This window comes from Winogradskyella poriferorum, from assembly GCF_036553625.1.
Classification (GTDB): domain Bacteria; phylum Bacteroidota; class Bacteroidia; order Flavobacteriales; family Flavobacteriaceae; genus Winogradskyella; species Winogradskyella poriferorum.
This window is the reverse complement of record NZ_JAZHOU010000001.1, coordinates 1,022,256-1,039,289: the sequence shown is the minus strand read 5'-3', so window position 1 is coordinate 1,039,289 and position 17,034 is coordinate 1,022,256. Positions and strand designations below refer to the sequence as shown.

Annotated in this window: 19 protein-coding genes; 9 read left to right on the top strand and 10 right to left on the bottom strand. The window is 33.3% G+C overall.

Annotation, left to right across the window (positions count from 1 at the left end):
• The first annotated feature begins 151 nt into the window (after positions 1 to 151).
• The 4 genes from recA (at position 152) to V1468_RS04670 (ending at position 3,819) form a co-directional block, all read left to right on the top strand.
• Entirely contained in the window at positions 152 to 1,156 is a 1,005-nt protein-coding gene (gene recA / locus V1468_RS04685) for a recombinase RecA (RefSeq protein WP_331809347.1), read from the top strand.
• Positions 1,157 to 1,256: 100 nt separating this feature from the next.
• On the top strand, positions 1,257 to 1,694 hold the full coding sequence (locus tag V1468_RS04680; protein WP_331809077.1) for a hypothetical protein: 438 nt from the start codon (positions 1,257 to 1,259) through the stop codon (positions 1,692 to 1,694).
• A 24-nt stretch (positions 1,695 to 1,718) separates the two neighbouring features.
• Positions 1,719 to 2,264 (top strand): RNA polymerase sigma factor, encoded by a 546-nt coding sequence (locus tag V1468_RS04675; protein WP_331809076.1) that lies wholly within the window; start codon positions 1,719 to 1,721, stop codon positions 2,262 to 2,264.
• A gap of 1 nt (position 2,265) precedes the next feature.
• Complete coding sequence (locus V1468_RS04670; protein WP_331809075.1) at positions 2,266 to 3,819, top strand: hypothetical protein; 1,554 nt, start codon at positions 2,266 to 2,268, stop codon at positions 3,817 to 3,819.
• Between the two features lie 99 nt (positions 3,820 to 3,918).
• Here the strand turns inward: V1468_RS04670 and V1468_RS04665 are convergent, their stop codons facing one another.
• Positions 3,919 to 4,665 (bottom strand): lysophospholipid acyltransferase family protein, encoded by a 747-nt coding sequence (locus V1468_RS04665; protein ID WP_331809074.1) that lies wholly within the window; start codon positions 4,663 to 4,665, stop codon positions 3,919 to 3,921.
• Between the two features lie 193 nt (positions 4,666 to 4,858).
• Here V1468_RS04665 and trpS point away from each other — a divergent pair, with 193 nt between their 5' ends.
• On the top strand, positions 4,859 to 5,827 hold the full coding sequence (gene trpS, locus V1468_RS04660; protein WP_331809073.1) for a tryptophan--tRNA ligase: 969 nt from the start codon (positions 4,859 to 4,861) through the stop codon (positions 5,825 to 5,827).
• On the opposite strand, the gene dprA is transcribed toward trpS, so the two are convergent.
• Entirely contained in the window at positions 5,824 to 6,927 is a 1,104-nt protein-coding gene (gene dprA, locus V1468_RS04655) for a DNA-processing protein DprA (RefSeq protein WP_331809072.1), read from the bottom strand. The genes trpS and dprA overlap by 4 nt on opposite strands.
• Before the next feature lie 107 nt (positions 6,928 to 7,034).
• Here dprA and V1468_RS04650 point away from each other — a divergent pair, with 107 nt between their 5' ends.
• From V1468_RS04650 to V1468_RS04640, 3 genes are all read left to right on the top strand, one after another.
• Positions 7,035 to 7,973 (top strand): HU domain-containing protein, encoded by a 939-nt coding sequence (locus tag V1468_RS04650; RefSeq protein ID WP_331809071.1) that lies wholly within the window; start codon positions 7,035 to 7,037, stop codon positions 7,971 to 7,973.
• A 60-nt stretch (positions 7,974 to 8,033) separates the two neighbouring features.
• On the top strand, positions 8,034 to 8,543 hold the full coding sequence (locus V1468_RS04645; protein WP_331809070.1) for an acyl-CoA thioesterase: 510 nt from the start codon (positions 8,034 to 8,036) through the stop codon (positions 8,541 to 8,543).
• A gap of 137 nt (positions 8,544 to 8,680) precedes the next feature.
• Positions 8,681 to 8,899 (top strand): DUF6515 family protein, encoded by a 219-nt coding sequence (locus V1468_RS04640; protein WP_331809069.1) that lies wholly within the window; start codon positions 8,681 to 8,683, stop codon positions 8,897 to 8,899.
• On the opposite strand, the gene V1468_RS04635 is transcribed toward V1468_RS04640, so the two are convergent.
• From V1468_RS04635 to V1468_RS04600, 8 genes are all read right to left on the bottom strand, one after another.
• On the bottom strand, positions 8,896 to 10,116 hold the full coding sequence (locus V1468_RS04635) for a murein hydrolase activator EnvC family protein (protein WP_331809068.1): 1,221 nt from the start codon (positions 10,114 to 10,116) through the stop codon (positions 8,896 to 8,898). The two genes, V1468_RS04640 and V1468_RS04635, sit on opposite strands and share 4 nt — an antisense overlap.
• A gap of 5 nt (positions 10,117 to 10,121) precedes the next feature.
• A complete protein-coding gene (locus V1468_RS04630; protein ID WP_331809067.1) occupies positions 10,122 to 10,919 on the bottom strand; it encodes a DUF4292 domain-containing protein in 798 nt (265 codons plus the stop codon).
• A 32-nt stretch (positions 10,920 to 10,951) separates the two neighbouring features.
• Positions 10,952 to 12,313: a tetratricopeptide repeat protein gene (locus V1468_RS04625; protein ID WP_331809066.1), complete on the bottom strand. Its 1,362-nt coding sequence runs from the start codon at positions 12,311 to 12,313 to the stop codon at positions 10,952 to 10,954.
• Positions 12,314 to 12,418: 105 nt separating this feature from the next.
• The gene (locus V1468_RS04620) at positions 12,419 to 13,438 is read right to left on the bottom strand and encodes a sugar phosphate nucleotidyltransferase (RefSeq protein WP_278004621.1); all 1,020 of its coding nucleotides are present in this window, start codon (positions 13,436 to 13,438) and stop codon (positions 12,419 to 12,421) included.
• A gap of 68 nt (positions 13,439 to 13,506) precedes the next feature.
• Positions 13,507 to 13,821, bottom strand: a complete 315-nt coding sequence (locus V1468_RS04615) for a GIY-YIG nuclease family protein (protein WP_331809065.1) — start codon at positions 13,819 to 13,821, stop codon at positions 13,507 to 13,509.
• Positions 13,822 to 13,970: 149 nt separating this feature from the next.
• Positions 13,971 to 14,405, bottom strand: a complete 435-nt coding sequence (gene dut / locus V1468_RS04610) for a dUTP diphosphatase (protein WP_331809064.1) — start codon at positions 14,403 to 14,405, stop codon at positions 13,971 to 13,973.
• A 46-nt stretch (positions 14,406 to 14,451) separates the two neighbouring features.
• A complete protein-coding gene (locus V1468_RS04605; protein WP_331809063.1) occupies positions 14,452 to 15,879 on the bottom strand; it encodes an oligosaccharide flippase family protein in 1,428 nt (475 codons plus the stop codon).
• Between the two features lie 112 nt (positions 15,880 to 15,991).
• Positions 15,992 to 16,525 (bottom strand): hypothetical protein, encoded by a 534-nt coding sequence (locus V1468_RS04600; RefSeq protein ID WP_331809062.1) that lies wholly within the window; start codon positions 16,523 to 16,525, stop codon positions 15,992 to 15,994.
• 171 nt (positions 16,526 to 16,696) lie between these two features.
• Here V1468_RS04600 and V1468_RS04595 point away from each other — a divergent pair, with 171 nt between their 5' ends.
• Positions 16,697 to 17,020 carry a hypothetical protein gene (locus V1468_RS04595; protein WP_331809061.1) on the top strand — a complete coding sequence of 108 codons (324 nt, stop codon included), beginning with the start codon at positions 16,697 to 16,699 and terminating at the stop codon, positions 17,018 to 17,020.
• Positions 17,021 to 17,034 lie beyond the last annotated feature (14 nt).

Genomic DNA, 17,034 nt, shown 5'->3' with positions numbered 1-17,034 from the left:
CCAAACTCTAACTTTTCAATAAGATATTCATAGCAATTTTTTCCATTTCCATAAAGTAGATGTGAAAAGTGTAAAATGGTTGCGTCATAAAATTGAAAAAATTAAAATAAGTGGTATTTTTGATATCAATTTAAATAAGAAACAAGAAGAAATGAGTAGTGAAAAAGATGCCAAACTAAAAGCGCTAAAATTAACGCTAGACAAGTTAGATAAAGCCTACGGAAAAGGAACCGTAATGAAAATGAGTGACCAAGCGATTGAAGATGTAGATGCTATATCATCTGGTTCTTTAGGCTTAGACATTGCTTTAGGTGTTGGTGGTTATCCAAGAGGAAGAGTAATAGAAATATATGGTCCTGAATCTTCAGGTAAAACAACGTTGACCTTGCATGCCATTGCAGAAGCTCAAAAAGCTGGTGGTATTGCAGCTTTTATTGATGCAGAGCATGCTTTTGATCGTTTTTATGCAGAAAAGCTTGGTGTAGATTTAGAGAACCTAATCATTTCTCAACCAGATAATGGTGAGCAAGCATTAGAAATTGCAGATAATCTTGTACGTTCTGGTGCTATAGACATTGTAGTTGTAGATTCTGTTGCCGCTTTAACACCAAAAAGTGAAATTGAAGGCGAAATGGGAGACTCTAAAATGGGTTTACATGCACGTTTAATGTCTCAAGCCTTAAGAAAGCTTACAGCATCAATTAGTAAGACTAATTGTACCATGATATTTATTAACCAATTACGTGAAAAAATTGGTGTAATGTTTGGAAACCCAGAAACTACTACAGGTGGTAACGCTCTTAAATTCTATGCATCTGTTCGTTTAGACATAAGACGTTCTACTCAGATTAAAGATAGTAACGGAGATGTAATGGGTAACAAAACCAGAGTTAAGGTTGTAAAAAACAAAGTTGCACCTCCTTTTAGAACTGCAGAATTTGATATTATGTATGGAGAAGGTGTTTCTAAAGTTGGTGAAGTTTTAGATTTAGCTGTTGAAAAAGATATTGTAAAAAAGAGCGGTTCATGGTTTAGTTATGGTGACACTAAACTAGGTCAAGGACGAGATGCTGTTAAGTCATTAATTAAAGACAATCCTGATTTAATGGACGAATTAGAAGAAAAAGTTCGGTCGTTAATCAATGAAAATCAATAAATTATAAAAAAATCCTGCTAAAAACAGGATTTTTTTATTTTTTGGACGCAACCCTTTTGCAATTTCTGCATCTAATGGGTGGAATTAATTTTATAGAGTGATGAAAAAGTATGCCTTTTTGCTCCTTATGTTTGTTGGATTATCAACGTCGTGTAGCGTAGAGAATGATGACCCTGTGATTCACACAGAGTTTATGCCTATCACAAATGTTGAATTACCAGAGTATTTTATTCAAGGTCAAACTTATGAGATTAACATGTCTTACATAAAACCTAGCTCTTGCTATGTTTTTAATAATATCATTTTTGATATTGAAGGACATGAGAGAACCGTAGCCATTCTGAATACAGTTTACGAAAACACCAACTGTATTCCTGAAGGAGAATCAACTACAGTTAGTTTTGATCTAACGATTTCTGGAAATGAAGTATACTTGTTTAAATTTTTCCAAGGCACTCAAGACGGTGTAGATCAATATCATTTAGTAGAAGTACCTGTTGTTGACGGCAGAGACTCTATAGTGGTAGAAGAAGACTAATTATTAATTAATTCCAACAATAATGTGAGTTTAGAACAACTCATAAAAAAATGTATAAACCAAGATGCTAAAGCTCAGAGCCAATTATACAAGCAATATGCAAGTAAATTATTTTCGCTCTGTCTTAAGTACTCTAAAAACTATGCTGAAGCAGAAGATAATCTGCACGACGCATTTATAACTGTATTTAGTAAAATAGATCAGTATAAAAACAAAGGTTCTTTTGAAGGTTGGTTAAAACGTATAGCAATTAATACATCATTGCAACGCTACAGAGAAAACGTTGGGGTGTTTGATATTGTTAACGAAGGTAATATTGAAGATGTTACGGTAGACATTAATGATGAAGATATTAATATAGATTTTTTGCTTCAAATTATACAAGAGTTACCAGATAGATATCGATTAGTATTTAACCTATATGTTCTAGACGGATACTCACATGTAGAAATAAGTGAATTAATTAACATTTCTACAGGAACCTCAAAATCTAACCTAGCAAGAGCTAGAATGATTTTAAAAGAAAAAATAGAAGATTACAAAGCGAGTTTAAATTCGCAGTCGTTATAAAATGAACGAAGAAAAAAATATAGACAGACTTTTTCAGGAGAAGTTTAAAAACTTTGAAGTAGCTCCTAACGATGCTGTTTGGGATCGCATAAGCGAGAGTCTTCCTAAGAAAAAGAAAAAACGCAGAGTTATTGCGCTATGGTGGCAAGTTGGTGGTGTCGCTGCAGTCATAGCTTTACTCTTAACTGTTGGTACCTCTTTATTTAATTCATCTGACGATAATGAGGTTGTACCTACAATTGTGGATACCGAAAAAACAGAAGGCAACTCTAAAAAAGATACTGAATTAAAAAGCTCTAACGGAGACAACAACAGTTTAAACAATAATAAACAAGACATAAATGTTGCAGATTCTAACGAGAAGGAATTATCTAATCCTAACGGAAATGAAAAATCTTCAACAGAACAAGACAGTAGAAAAGAATTAACTTCTTCTAAAACAAATAAGTCGAATGCCGTTGCTGATTCAAATGAAAATAAATCAACTTCTAATTCGCATAAGAGTTTAACAGAATTAAATAACGAAGAAAACAACAGTGCAGTCGCTTCAAACAATGAGAATACTGAAAACAAACTAGAAGATGAAATCATTAATGATTCTGAAATAAAATCTGTTATAAAAAATACAGTTGATAATAAAAACTCAGCAGTAACAGATAATGCATCATCTAATGGTACTGAAAATGCTTCTAATACTGAAAAGAATAAAGAAGAGTTAGAAAAAAATACTTCGTTAAAAGAAGACAACGACAAAGAATCTATTCTAGATGCAATTGCCGACAACAGCAATAGCGAAGAAATTATTGATGAAAAAGAAAAAGAAGATGAACAAAACAGGTGGAGCATTGCACCAAATGTTGCGCCTGTTTATTACAGTTCTCTTGGTCAAGGCTCATCAATAGATCAACAGTTTAACAACAACTCTAAGAGTGGTAATATTAATATGAGCTATGGTATTACAGGTTCTTATGCTGTTACCAGTAAATTAAAAGTTAGAGCTGGTATTAATAGAGTTAATCTTAGTCAAAGTACCTCTAATGTTTTTGCACTAAGTGGTAGTGAATTTGCCTCGAGAAATGCAGAAGTATCCATAATGGGTAATATTAACCCAAGAGACGGTTTTGAAAACATCTCATTAATGAGCACAAATATGTTTGACAGAAGTACAACTCCTGAAGTTTTCAACTCAAGATCTTCCGGAAATATAGATCAACGTTTTGGGTTTATTGAAGTACCTCTTGAATTAGAATATCGTCTTCTAGACAAAAAATTTGGGATTAATGTCATTGGTGGTTTTAGTACATTTTTCTTAAATCAGAATGAAGTCTATGCAGATATCGATGGAGCTTCTACATTAATTGGAGAAGCCAATAATATGAATTCAACAAGTTTTAGTGCCAATTTTGGTTTAGGGCTTGATTATAGTTTATCAAAACAATGGAATTTTAATCTTGAACCACAGTTCAAGTATCAAATAAACACATTTAGTAACACGTCTGGTAATTATAGACCTTTCTTTATTGGTTTGTATACTGGATTAAGTTACAAGTTTTAGGTTTAAGTTAGTTAGTTTAGGTTATTGCAAACAAACATAAAAGCAATGATGAATGCAATGATGACAAAAGCTGCTCTTGGTTAGAGTGGCTTTTCTTTTTTATCTACGCTCTGGTAAATTCTTACTAAGCTCAGTTAAGATAATTGCTCTTGCTTTTTGATTTAAAGCCTTAGTATCTGCAACATTTAAATTTTCTGTTTTAAGAAATTGATGAATTTTTGTTCTCATTGCACCAGGACCACCACTAAAAAAAGTATATGAAAATCGCTTTTTGTTATCATAAAATGTTAGTGGAACAATAGGAATTTGATGATTTATAGCTAATCGGAATGCTCCATCCTTAAACTCATCTAACACTATATGCTCTTCTGGCACACCTCCTTCGGGAAATATACAGATACTTAACCCTTGTTTTAACCTTCTTTGCGCTCTTAAAAAAACAGCTTGCCTGCTCTTAGCACTACTTCTATCTACCAAAATACATGTACGCTTATAAAAGAACCCAAACAATGGAATTTTTGCCAATTCTTTTTTTCCTACAAATACAAAAGGATTTTTTACAGCCACCAACATTAACATAATGTCTGTCATAGATGTATGATTGGCAATAAACATATAGCTCTTCTTCGGGTTAGGAACCTCTTCCTTTATAATCTTATAATTAAAGCCCATTCCAATAAGAATAAACTTTGCCCAAATACGAGCTAACTTAAAAAAGAATGGATACCACTTTTCTCTAGATATTGAAATTAAAAGAATAGGAAACATTACAATAATTGGTAATGCTACCAATATATAGAACCAAATGCGATACAAAACCCAAAACGGATACTTTACTATTGCCATGGCACCAAAACTAAGTATTTAATTCAAATCGCTTCTCATAGTGTTGCTAAAAATTTATCTTTGCTTTCTAATTAAAAATTAAGTTTAATAATAAAGAGATTGCTGCTTATTAAATGTTACCAGACTGAATCTATTAAAGTCTTTTAGCAAATAGAGTAGAATTAAAAAGATACCTGCCTTCGCAGGTAATATTATGGCAAGAATATTAACAGGCATACAAAGTACAGGAACACCTCATTTAGGGAATATTTTAGGTGCAATTTTACCAGCAATAGAGCTATCTGAAAAGAGTGATAATGAATCTTATTTATTTATTGCAAATCTGCATACACTAACTCAGATAAAAAACGCTGAAGAATTAAGACACAATACTTATTCTGTAGCAGCCACATGGTTGGCATTAGGCTTAGATGTAGAAAAATCTGTATTTTACAGACAAAGCGACATTCCGCAAGTAACTGAATTAGCTTGGTATCTCAATTGTTTTTTCCCTTATCAACGTATGAAACTCGCTCATGGTTTTAAGGATAAAGCAGATCGACTAGACGACGTTAACTCTGGTCTGTTTATGTATCCAATGCTTATGGCTGCGGATATTTTGTTGTATGATGCTGAGATTATTCCTGTTGGAAAAGACCAAGTTCAGCACATAGAATTCACTAGAGATGTTGCTTCTCGTTTTCATACAAAAATGGGTGAAGCTTTTGTTTTACCAGAAGAAAAATTACAAGAAAACACAATGCTTATTCCTGGTACAGATGGTGAAAAAATGAGTAAAAGTAGAGATAACTTTATCAATATCTTTTTACCAGAAAAACAGCTTCGCAAAAAAGTAATGTCTATACAAACCGATAGCACGCCTCTAGAAGAACCTAAAGACTGGAAAACCTGTAATTGTTTTGCAATCTACAGTTTACTGGCTTCAGATGAACAAATAGCAGAAATGAAAGCTAATTACGAAGGTGGTAATTATGGTTATGGCCATGCTAAGCAAGCACTATACGAGCTTATTTTAGAGCGTTTTGCTGAGCCAAGAGAGCGATACAATTATTACATGAATAATCTTGAAGAATTAGATGCAATCCTAGCTAAAGGTGCTGCTAAAGCCAAATTAGTAGCTGATGATGTACTGCAACGCGTAAGAGAAAAGGTTGGGTATTAAATAACCTCAAATAGTTTTCCTGGCAAAGGACGTATGACTCCCTTTAATTCCATATTGAGTAATATTCCTGCTAATTTATAAGTAGGAATATTACACTCTAAGGCAATAACATCCAATATCTCTTTGCCTTTGTCTTTCAAATAATTATATATAACTTTTTCGTCTTCATTTAACTCAACAAAAAGTTGCTTTTGCACAGCAGGTTTCTTCTCATCCTCTAATTGCCAATTTAAAATATAAGGAATATCCAGAGGGTTAGATAACAGATGTGCTTTCTGAAATTTAATTAGATTATTACAGCCAACACTCTGGCTATCTGTTATCCTTCCAGGTACAGCAAAAACCTCTCTATCGTAAGAGTTAGCTATATCAGCTGTAACGAGACTTCCTCCTTTTTCTGCAGATTCAATGACTATAGTAGCTTCACTAAGTCCAGCTATAATGCGGTTTCGTTTCAGAAAATTTTTTCTATCAAATACGTCTGTACTCCAAAAATCGGTATAAAAACCACCATGATTTTCTACTTCAACAACATACTTTTTATGAACTTTAGGATATATTTGATTTAAGCCATGCGCCAGGCAACCAATAGTTTGCAAATTGTGTTTTATGGCTGCCTTATGTGCTGTAATATCTGCTCCATAAGCAAAACCAGAAACAATCACAGGATTATAATGCGATATTTCCTCTACCAATTTTTCGCAAAAAGCAATACCATTAGTTGTAATTTTACGAGCACCAACAATACTTATTATTGGTCTGTTATTCAAGTTTATATTTCCTGACTGAAATAACACTATTGGTCCATCAATACAATGTTTTAATCTTTCAGGATAAGTGTCTTCGATAAAATAATGTGGCTCTATGTTATTGTCTCTAATAAAGCGCAACTCATTGGTGGCTTCTTCAATGTGAATGGCATCGAAAAGTCCTTCAATTGTAACTGTACCTATACCATCAATTTTAAGAAGACTCGACTTTTTCTCTTTTAGTACAGCTTCAGCAGAACCACAATGATTAATTAATTTTTTAGCTGTTGTTGCACCTATTTTTGGTACATGTTGAAGCGCTAAAGCATAAATTAAATCTTGTTCTGTCATTTAAACTATTGATTTTCAAAACTACAAGAAACTAAATTTTTATGATGTTAATAAATAAACTAGAGCAAACTTTTATCGAAAACAAAAATTTTTAACTTTGTTTCTGTATGCAATTAGAAACTTACATTAGCGACCTTTTATACCGATACGATTGTATAACTGTACCTCAACTGGGTGCTTTTTTAACAAACCGTGTATCGGCAAGAGTACATGATACTACTCATACTTTTTATCCACCAAAAAAAGTATTGTCTTTTAACGAGCAATTACAACACAATGATGGGTTATTAGCAAATTATATTGCTGAAGTAGAAAAAGTACCGTACGCTACTGCTAACGATAAGATTTCTAAGCAAGTAAAAGCCATAAAATCTTACCTTATTGAAGGGGAAACTATTCAATTTGAAAACATTGGTGAACTTGTTCTAAATACTGAAGGAAAAATTGTTTTTAATCCTTCTAGTCATATCAACTACCTAACAGATTCTTTTGGTTTATCGCACTTTACATCGGCAGATATTAAGCGTGAGGTTTACAAAGAAGAAGTAGAAACGATTGAAGAAACAGCTCCAATAGCATTTACACCAGAAAAACGTTCTAACAATAATTGGTTAAAATATGCTGCAGCTGCTGTAATAGTTTTAGGTCTTAGTGGATTTGGTGCTGCTAATTATTATAACAACAGCGTTGAAAATCATAATCAATTAGCACAAGAAGAAGCTAATGCTCAACTCGATGCCAAAGTACAAGAGGCAACCTTTGTTATTAGTAATCCATTACCTGCGGCTACCTTATCTCTAGAAAAACAAACAGGTAATTATCATATTGTAGCTGGTGCTTTTAGGGTTGAAGCGAACTCTAATAAAAAGGTAGAGCAACTTAGAAGTATGGGCTATAAAGCCAGAAAAATTGGTAAAAATCGCTATGGATTGCATGAAGTAGTCTATGAAAGTTTTGAAACTAGACTTGATGCTCAAAGAGCACTCAACAAAATTCGTAGTGAACACAATAAAGATGCTTGGTTATTAATTAAGAAATTAGATTAACCTTTTCTTATCCTTCTATTTACTTAAATCAACATATCTTTGCACAAATTTTAAAAATTTATGCAATCAAGAACCGCATTTCAGTCTAAAACTGTTGTAACAGACCTTGTTCTTCCAAGTGAAACCAACCCATTAAACAACCTTTTCGGTGGTGAACTATTGGCTCGTATGGATAGAGCAGCTAGTATTGCAGCAAGACGCCACTCGAGACGTATTGTTGTAACTGCTTCGGTAAATCACGTAGCATTTAATAGATCTGTTCCATTAGGTAGTGTTGTTACTATAGAAGCTAAAGTGTCTCGTGCTTTTACATCTTCTATGGAAGTCTATATGGATGTTTGGATAGAAGACAGAGAATCTGGCGAGAGCATAAAAGCCAATGAAGCCATCTATACCTTTGTTGCTGTAGATGAAACAGGAAGACCAGTAAAGATCCCAGAATTAGTACCAGAAACTGATCTTGAAAAACAACGTTTTGATGCTGCTCTAAGACGTAAACAATTAAGTCTTGTTTTAGCTGGTAAAATGAAGCCTGCGGATGCTACTGAATTAAAGGCGCTTTTTGAGTAGTAGATTCTGAATCAAGTTCAGAATGACAAAACTGATTTAAAATGTATAATTGCTATGCTGAATTCATTTCAGCCTTAGTTTTAATCCTATTAAACCTTTTCAAAAACTCTTAGTCTTAACATTAACCAAATGTATTAATGATGAGATTAATAGTTTACACCTTAGTATTTGTTTTTACACTCAGTTTAAGTTCTTGTGCAAGACGTATTGTTGTTGCTCAACCAACAACTGTAACAGTAGTTAAGAAACTACCTAGACAATATAAAGTAGTTAGAGTAAAAGGAAAGCGCTATTACTTCTTTAATGGAAGACATTATAGAAAAACAAGAAATGGCTATGTAGTTGTAGAACTTTAATTCTTAGCTAACCAATATTCAGGATTAAGCTTTTGGTTGTTTTTAAACAGCCTAAAATCCAGTAGACTCTCTCCTGTTACTTTACTGGTAAACACCTTGCCTATTACCTGCCCTGTTGAAATTTTATCTCCTGGTTTTACAAAAACTTTAGAAAGGTTGTAATAGATGGTAACATAATTACCATGACGCACCATAATACCTGGATTAGCATTCTTTACTATTATAATTTTTGAAACCTCACCATTAAACACTGCCTTTACATCAGCATCAGTTGTGGTAGCTATTTTAACACCAGAATTATTTACCTCAACGGTATTATCGGTCAGAGACCTAGTTTTGCCAAATTTACCTTTAATTATACCTCTTTCAACAGGCCAACCTAACCTACCTTTGTTGGCTTCAAAATTAGATGCTAACTTCTTGGCTTCGGGTGTTAAAACAAACTTTCCGGTAGATGTTTTTTTTCCTGCTTTTTCATTAGATGCAGCAATCGCTTCACGAATCAGTCTATTAATTTCTTCATCTAAACGGTCAGCCTCTTGTCTCTTTTTCTTAATCTGAGCCGTATACTTACTCAGGTCAGCTTTAATAGAAGCCATTAACTCTTCCCGCTCTTTAAGTTCGTTTTCAAGCTCTCGTTTAGCAATTCTGTTTTCTTTAATTAACTTATCCTTATCTGCCTTTTGTCTAGACAACTGAAGGTTTAACTCTTGGAGTTCTTTTGTCTTCTTTTTTATGTTTTCCCCTTGTTCTTTTTGGTAATTAGCATATTGCCTAATGTATTGTAATCGCTTGTAGGCTTGCTTAAAATTACTAGAAGACAGTAAAAACATCACCTTACTTTGCTCCGATTTACTTTTATAAGACTTTACAATCATAGCCGCATAATCGTCTTTTAGTTCTTTTAATTGAGCTCTTAAACTTGTTATTTCTTGTTGGTTTACACTAATTTCTCTGGTAAGCAAGTTAGCCTGCTCATTAGTTATCCTAATTAGGTTTTGTCTGCGTTGCACCTTGTAATTAAGGTCTTCTATAAGTGTAATTTCAGATTTTTCCTCTTTCTTTTTGCCTAAAACAAAAGCTTGAAATTGCTTTATTTCTTTAAGTATTTGCTGACGTTGTGCTTCAAGCTTTTTCTGTTTATCGCTTTGTGCAATTAAAGACATTGAGGACAATAAACATCCTAAAAAGAATACTATGTAAAAACGTTTATTCATTTATTCTACTTAATAACTATTTCTTTATATCCTGTAGGTATGTTAAAAGGAAATCTAACGTCTTCATTTAGTTTCAGAGATTTAAATTCCATGGTAATTTTAACCTCGTCATAATCTTCTACCGCAATTATTCTTATATCTTTTGGGAGCACTTCTTTATTCACTTCTTGATACGATTTATAATCTACCTGAAGAACACGCTTTTTTAATTGCTGAAACAATTGCAAACTATCCATTTTAAAATGTGATGGATTGATTAAATAAAACAACTCTAACAATGCATTTTGGTCTTTAGGTTGTAGCACATAAGAGTTCTCGTTTACAGAAACCTTGTGTGGTTCCTCCTTTAAATCAAAAATAGCTTGACCTAACAATATATTCTGTACTTTGTTGAAATCTAAATCTACACCCACAAAATCACTCAACAATTTATAATCTCCATCAAAGTACTCATTATCGAGTTTGTTGTAAAAGCGCACTTTTTCTGGAGTAATCATCATACGAGCTAAGCCAAGCTTAGCACTTAACCAAATCACTTTATCTTTTTCTATTCTAAGGTTAAACGTTGAGCCTTGTTCTTTTTGGTTTTGTGTAATATCAATTTTAACCTTCCCTTGAAGCGTCTTAAAATCTGCATCGCTTTTTTGATGTTGTTTTATTACTTGCTTAGCCGAAAGCTTATCACTTGCTTCACCTGAAGCCACAATGCTTTTGGTAGACTTACAGTTTGTAACAAAAAAAAGCATTGCTAAAGCAAGTACGATTTTGAATGTATGATGTTTTTTATTGTTTAGTTTTTTCATTCTCTAATGAGATTCCCACTTTCGTGAGAATTTTATTGTTGTGCTTTTAAGTCTCTTGCTTTTTTAGCAAACGCTTCAGACTTACTTATATTATTAAGGCCTTTGTGAGCTATGCTTAATTCTGTATAAAAATCAGATTCCATTTTTGGGTTTTCTATTAAGAAATCTAATCCCATTTCTAAGTTATCAATCGCGTCTTTAAAATTGCCTTGTTTATTGTTTGCTACTGCATTTACTAGATATAAAATAGGTTGTGCAGGATACAACTCCAATGCTTCTTTACTACCCTTAATCACTGCGTTATAATCTTGAAGATCTATTTGTAACAACAACACATCTTTTATGAGTTTAAAATCATTTGGGTCTTGCTTAAGCGCTTCTTTAAAGTTTTCTAATGCTTTTACCTTATCGCCTGATTTTAAATAGTACTGTCCTAAGTCGTTATGAGTTTGCGCATCTTTATTATCATCTATCAACGCTGTGATCTCAACTAAATCTGCTTCGTACTCTGGATTTTTACCAACAAACCCAACAAAATCTTTTAATACTTTAGCCTTAGCATCTGCATTAATTTCTGGACTTGTTAGAGCTATTTTTACAGAGTTGATGGCATCTTCTACTTTACCGTCTTGTAAATAGAATTTGTACAATGCCAAATGCACAAACTTTGAGTCTGGCTTAATCTTTAAGAGATTCTGTGCGGCCTTGTAGGCCTTCTTTCTATCACCAGATTGGCTGTATCTGTAGATGAGTTTAAGATGATTTTCTTCGTTGTTTGGATTACTAGCCACACGTTCTTCTAAATTTTCAATTCGGTCGTCTGCATTACCTGTAATATTGTAAATTTCATTACGCATGGCATCTCTGGCTTCGCTAACACCCAATTCCTCATCTAACTCATCTAAAAGGTTCAACGCTTGTCTGTAACGCTTCTCTCTAATGTATAGACTTGCTAAATCTTCTTTATAATCTGGGTGATATTTCACCAACTGTTTTATGGTCTTAATCGCATTATCTATGTCATCTTGCTGAAAATACACGTCGTACAACTCATCTAAAAACCACTCGTTGTCTGGTTGCATACTAATGGCTTTTTTAAGGTTGTCCTCAGCAGCACCAAAGTTTTTGAGTTTGTTGTAGTTTTTACCAAGCTCAAAATAAATGACAGGTTTTTTAGAGTCTAGATTTAAACATTTATGAAGTGCCTCAACAGCCCTATCATAATTTTCGATGCCTTTTTGTTTTAAGGCTTCAAAAAAATGCTCTTGAAATTCGTCTTCAACATTACCTAAATCATCATCCGGTCGTTTGTTGAAATCGACTTGGGCCATTGCAAAGCTTGGTACTAAAAATAGTACCAGTAGAAGTTTTGCTATGTGTTGTTTTAATTTCATATTTAGATTCTACGATTTGGCTTCGACAAGCTCAGCCTGACAACTGCTTGATTTCAAAAGTTGTTCCAAACGTTTGATAATGAGATTCCTGCTTTCGCAGGAATACTATTCCATCACAGTATAATCTCCAATACTGATTTTAGTAAACTCGCCATTATACTTTACGTGGTTACCAATCATAGCTTCGTCTAAATTAGCGTTTTTAATAGTCGTCTGATTCTGTATTAAGCTATTTTTAACGGTTGAATTTTCAATAACGCAATCTTTGCCTATAGAAACGTTAGGGCCAACCGTAGCGTTCTTTAAAACCGTTCCTTTGGCGATGAAACACGGTTCAATTACTTCTGAATTCTCTAAAACGACAGAATCGTCAACTAATTGCTCTTCTCCGTCTGCTTTTAAAAATCCTAGCATCTTGGTATTGGTTTCTAGCGTTACGTTTTTATTTCCGCAATCCATCCACTCATCAACTGTACCTGTTTTGAAGACTTTACCATCCGCCATCATACGTTTTATACCATCGTTGATTTGGTATTCGCCGCCATTCATTACATTTTCGTCTAAAACTTCTTGAAGCTTCGCCTTTAAAACCGCAACATCTTTAAAGTAGTAGATTCCGATTACAGCTTGGTCGCTTACAAAAGTTTCTGGTTTTTCTACAAGTTCAACGATTTCTTGATTGTCATTGAGTTTTACCACACCATAAGCCTCAGGATTATCAACTTGTTTAGTCCAGATCACACTGTCTGCACTTGGATCTAAATCGAACTCTGCTCTTATCAAAGTATCTGCATAAGCGATGACTGCAGGACCAGAAAGTGATGGTTTAGCACTCATAATAGCGTGGCCAGTTCCTAACGGTTGGTCTTGTCTGTAGATCGATGCCTTAGCGCCTAAATCCTCTGCCAATTCCGTTAAACTCTCAACCACATCATCACCAAAAAATGCTGGGTCTCCAAGAACAAAAGCTACCTCTTCAATAGGTTGCTTTAATACTTTTGCAATGTCTTTTACCAAACGATGTACGATGGGTTGACCTGCTACCGGAATTAATGGTTTTGGAACTGTTAAACTATGTGGTCTAAGACGTGAGCCTCGACCTGCCATTGGTACTATTATTTTCATTTTTACTGCCTGCGAAAGCAGGTATCTTTTTATGTGTTAAACTTAATTCCTACGAAAGTAGGAATCTCTTATTCTCTTAGTTGATTGAAATTTAGATTCCAATTGGTACTCATATCTATCCAATTAGGATTCATTTCTTCTATCAATTCAATTTTCCAATTTCTTTTCCATTTCTTGAATTGTCTTTCTCTCTTTTCGGCATCTATTCCGCTTTCAAACTCTTCAAAATAAACAAGCATAGTACAATTATACTTGGCTGTAAAAGATTTTGGATAAACTTTTAATTTATGCTCTTTTACTCTTTCTTCAATATTATCAGTAACTCCAATGTACAAAACTCCATTAGCTCTATTGCTCATTATATACACATACCACAGTTTCATACTCAAGTACCTGCGAACGCAGGTATCTCTTCTTTAAATTATACTTCCTTTCCTCATTTAATAAAATCCATCTAGATTTGTTTATTATGATATAGGCACCTTCAATGTCCAATGCTTATTTATTATGAGATTCCTGCGTTCGCAGGAATTTATTTGGTGCCAGTACTTCCAAAGCCACCTTCTCCTCTATCAGTTTCAGAAAGTTCTTCAACTTTTATCCATTCTGCGCGTTCGTGCTTTGCGATTACCAATTGTGCTATTCGTTCTCCGTTTTGTATAGTGAATTCCTCATTAGAAAGATTTACTAAAATCACTCCTATTTCACCTCTATAATCAGCGTCTACTGTTCCTGGTGCATTAAGCACTGTGATTCCTTTTTTTGCTGCCAAGCCGCTTCTTGGCCTTACTTGTGCTTCATAACCGATTGGTAATTCAATAAATAGGCCTGTGCCTACTATTGTTCTTTCCAATGGTTTAAGGATTCTGTCTTCTGTTAGGTTGGCTCTTAAGTCCATACCTGCTGAAGCTATGGTTTCGTAATGTGGTAAATCGTGAATAGATTTATTTATGATTTTAATTTTCATATTTCTATAAAATAACCTTTCGACTACGCTCAAGGTGACATTTGTTTTATCTTCTTAATAATTGTTTGAGTTCTTTTCTTTCGAATAAAGCAATACCTGCAATAAAAATAAGCATTAAAGCAACGTTGAAAAAATAGTTGCCTCTTAGATATTTAAAAGACACGTAAGATAGTGCTATTGCAAATCCTATATAACCTAAAATTCTTGAAACTTGATAAGGGATTTTATAATGTTTTTGACCGTATACATAAGACGTTATCATCATTATGGAATATGCTACTAATGTAGTCCATGCTGCTGCTATAAAGCCATATTTTGGTAACAAAATTACATTAAGCGCAATCGTAATAACAGCTCCTACAATTGAAAAATACATTCCAAACCGTGTTTTGTCTGTGAGCTTGTACCAAATTGCTAGATTAAAATAGATACCCAAAAATAAATTAGCCAATAACACAATTGGTACAATTTCTAAAGCAACCCAATATGCTTCGTCTCGCACAATTAAAGCTTTAAAAACATCTATAAACCCAACTATGAACAATAGCATTAATGCACCACAAATAACGAAGTATTTCATGATTAGAGCATAGGTGTTTTTGGCATTTTTCTCTTTTGCATGATTAAAGAAAAAAGGCTCTGCTCCTAGCCTAAAAGCTTGAATAAAAATAGTCATAAACACAGCTAGCTTATAACAGCCAGAATAGGCTCCATTAATGTCTTTTCCTAGTACATCTGGAATTAACCATTTATCAAAATTCTCGTTAATGACATAGGCAAGACCTGCAATCATAATTGGCAAGCCATAATTCAGCATTTGTTTGAATATCGCTTTGTCAAAAACCCATTTCGTTTTTAAAAAATACGGCAACAAAAACAGTATTGTAACTGCACTTGCAGCAAGATTTGCAATAAAAATATACTTAACTAAATCTGTTTTGTCGTATCCTGAAAACTCAATATTAAACTTTGGAATTGCCCAAAGAAAAAAGAAATTAAGAACCACATACGTAAATATGTTACTTAGCTTAATAAATGTGAATTTAATAGGCTTTCCTGTTGCTCTTAAATAGGCAAATGGCGCTACTACTAAGGTATCTAAAACCAATACACCAATTAGATAATTAAAATAGTCTAAGCGAAGATTTACAAATTCTGCCAAGGGTTGATTAAAAATCATCACAACGGCAAACACAAACAATGTAGAAAGCAACAGACTTATTAAAGTAGTAGAATACACTTTATCTTGATCCTTCTGCTTGCTGAAAAACCTAAAAAATGCTGTCTCCATACCATATGTAAGCAATACATTAAAAAATGCAGCATACACATAAAAATAGGTGTTGTCTGAATAGCTGGCAGTATCTAATGTGTCTGTGTGTAGCGGTACAAGGACAAAATTCATGAGTCTAGGCAACACCGTTGCTAAACCGTAAATTATGGTGTCTTTAAAAAAGGATTTGAGTACGCTCAATTGCTTAATAATGAAATCACTTCAAAAATATTAAATATAAATGGGTCTACAGTTAGATAAACAAAAAAGCCTTACTTTTTAGTAAGGCTCTGGAGAAAAAATTGTTATAATTTTAATTGTCATCTAAGGCTTCATCTAAAGTTGCCATGCTATTAGAGTTACTTCTTGAGTAAATAGATGGTGGTCCGTTTTCGTAGTACGTACCTGCAACTTCGTTTAGAGAAACTATTTTATGATACTTGATTTGACCATTTTCTGAATAGCTTATTACACATTCATCATCTTTAAGGTCAAAAGGGTAATCAATAGGTTTTTCTGCTTTTTGAAATGTATAGTTTCGTGATGGGTGTTTAAGTACAGCTGTGTACTTATTTCCCCTTTTAACAAGCTTTCCTTTTAAGTTTCTAAAATAAACCTCGTTAAAGGCTATATTATCATTAACATGAGAAACCGGAACAAAAACATTAATTCCTGTACCACCAACTTTGATTCCTGCATACCATTCTTGAAACACTACAGACTTCACCGTAAAAGGTGTTTGTTGTTCAAAATTGGTTGTAGCTACCTTAGGACTAGCACACTGAAATAAAGAAGACAATGTACAAGTAAAAATAATGGCATATACTGCCTTTTTTAGATTCTTCATTATAAGTAGGTTAAGATTTGGAAAGACAATATATATGAAAATAATTTATTTTATCGTTTATTTTTATATATAATCGACTAAAAGCAATTTTATGTAAGATATTATTTCAAAAAATAAAATGTTTTAAAGTCGTATAAATATTCTATTTTAACGGAAATAATTTTTTAATACATGATAGGTCCAGCAAAACGATTAATTACAGAAGAAAAAGTAAATAACTCCTCTTGCTCTCAGTGCGGAGAGCAAAACACTTTATTGGCTAAAGTATTTTCTAAAATGTTTATTTTGAAAATATTGCCTTTTGTTTATGGGAAATCAACAGAGTTGTCTTGTTCTAACTGCGAGAAGATTTACGATAAAAATGATGCTGTAGATCCTATTACACAACGAAGAGTAGATATTATAAAAGACGATGCAAAACACGTCTGGTATTTATACTTAGGATACGTTTTTATTGTTGTTGCTTTTATTGTTACCCTTTTTAGAGATAAATAAAGCAAAAAACCCAA

Coding starts and splice junctions, on each gene's coding strand:
- recA (WP_331809347.1), top strand. CDS start 152: ATGAGTAGTGAAAAAGATGCCAAACTAAAAGCGCTAAAATTAACGCTA.
- V1468_RS04680 (WP_331809077.1), top strand. CDS start 1,257: ATGAAAAAGTATGCCTTTTTGCTCCTTATGTTTGTTGGATTATCAACG.
- V1468_RS04670 (WP_331809075.1), top strand. CDS start 2,266: ATGAACGAAGAAAAAAATATAGACAGACTTTTTCAGGAGAAGTTTAAA.
- V1468_RS04665 (WP_331809074.1), bottom strand. CDS start 4,665: ATGGCAATAGTAAAGTATCCGTTTTGGGTTTTGTATCGCATTTGGTTC.
- trpS (WP_331809073.1), top strand. CDS start 4,859: ATGGCAAGAATATTAACAGGCATACAAAGTACAGGAACACCTCATTTA.
- dprA (WP_331809072.1), bottom strand. CDS start 6,927: ATGACAGAACAAGATTTAATTTATGCTTTAGCGCTTCAACATGTACCA.
- V1468_RS04650 (WP_331809071.1), top strand. CDS start 7,035: ATGCAATTAGAAACTTACATTAGCGACCTTTTATACCGATACGATTGT.
- V1468_RS04645 (WP_331809070.1), top strand. CDS start 8,034: ATGCAATCAAGAACCGCATTTCAGTCTAAAACTGTTGTAACAGACCTT.
- V1468_RS04640 (WP_331809069.1), top strand. CDS start 8,681: ATGATGAGATTAATAGTTTACACCTTAGTATTTGTTTTTACACTCAGT.
- V1468_RS04635 (WP_331809068.1), bottom strand. CDS start 10,116: ATGAATAAACGTTTTTACATAGTATTCTTTTTAGGATGTTTATTGTCC.
- V1468_RS04630 (WP_331809067.1), bottom strand. CDS start 10,919: ATGAAAAAACTAAACAATAAAAAACATCATACATTCAAAATCGTACTT.
- V1468_RS04625 (WP_331809066.1), bottom strand. CDS start 12,313: ATGAAATTAAAACAACACATAGCAAAACTTCTACTGGTACTATTTTTA.
- V1468_RS04620 (WP_278004621.1), bottom strand. CDS start 13,438: ATGAAAATAATAGTACCAATGGCAGGTCGAGGCTCACGTCTTAGACCA.
- V1468_RS04615 (WP_331809065.1), bottom strand. CDS start 13,821: ATGAAACTGTGGTATGTGTATATAATGAGCAATAGAGCTAATGGAGTT.
- dut (WP_331809064.1), bottom strand. CDS start 14,405: ATGAAAATTAAAATCATAAATAAATCTATTCACGATTTACCACATTAC.
- V1468_RS04600 (WP_331809062.1), bottom strand. CDS start 16,525: ATGAAGAATCTAAAAAAGGCAGTATATGCCATTATTTTTACTTGTACA.
- V1468_RS04595 (WP_331809061.1), top strand. CDS start 16,697: ATGATAGGTCCAGCAAAACGATTAATTACAGAAGAAAAAGTAAATAAC.